Source organism: Rhizobium sp. SVR5-2C (assembly GCF_056755115.1).
In genome coordinates this window covers 1-246 of record NZ_JBNDHT010000509.1, presented here as the reverse complement: position 1 = coordinate 246, position 246 = coordinate 1, and the positions used below count along the sequence as shown (strand labels likewise).

General features: G+C 61.8%; 1 pseudogene. It reads right to left on the bottom strand.

Annotated features, from left to right (window positions below):
* Positions 1 to 246, bottom strand: a pseudogene (locus ACPYOI_RS36705) (precorrin-3B synthase); the annotation flags it as partial.

The window sequence follows — 246 nt, the reverse complement described above, 5'->3', positions numbered from 1 at the left end:
AGCCCTTTCCGCAGCCTGACAAATGCACCTTGAGCGAACCGTCGAGCAGTTCGGGGGCGATATCAACGAGATCCGTTGCCGCTTGCCGGGTGGCATAATGGGCGGATGCGCAAGCACCTGCCCCAGAGCAGGGAATGGCGTAATTTGCCGGGTCGTCGGCGCGGGTTCTAAAACCGCAGCTGGCCGCCACCGTGCGCACATGTTCCATCGCACTCGGCGTAAGCCCCAGCAACAGCAGCGTATGAT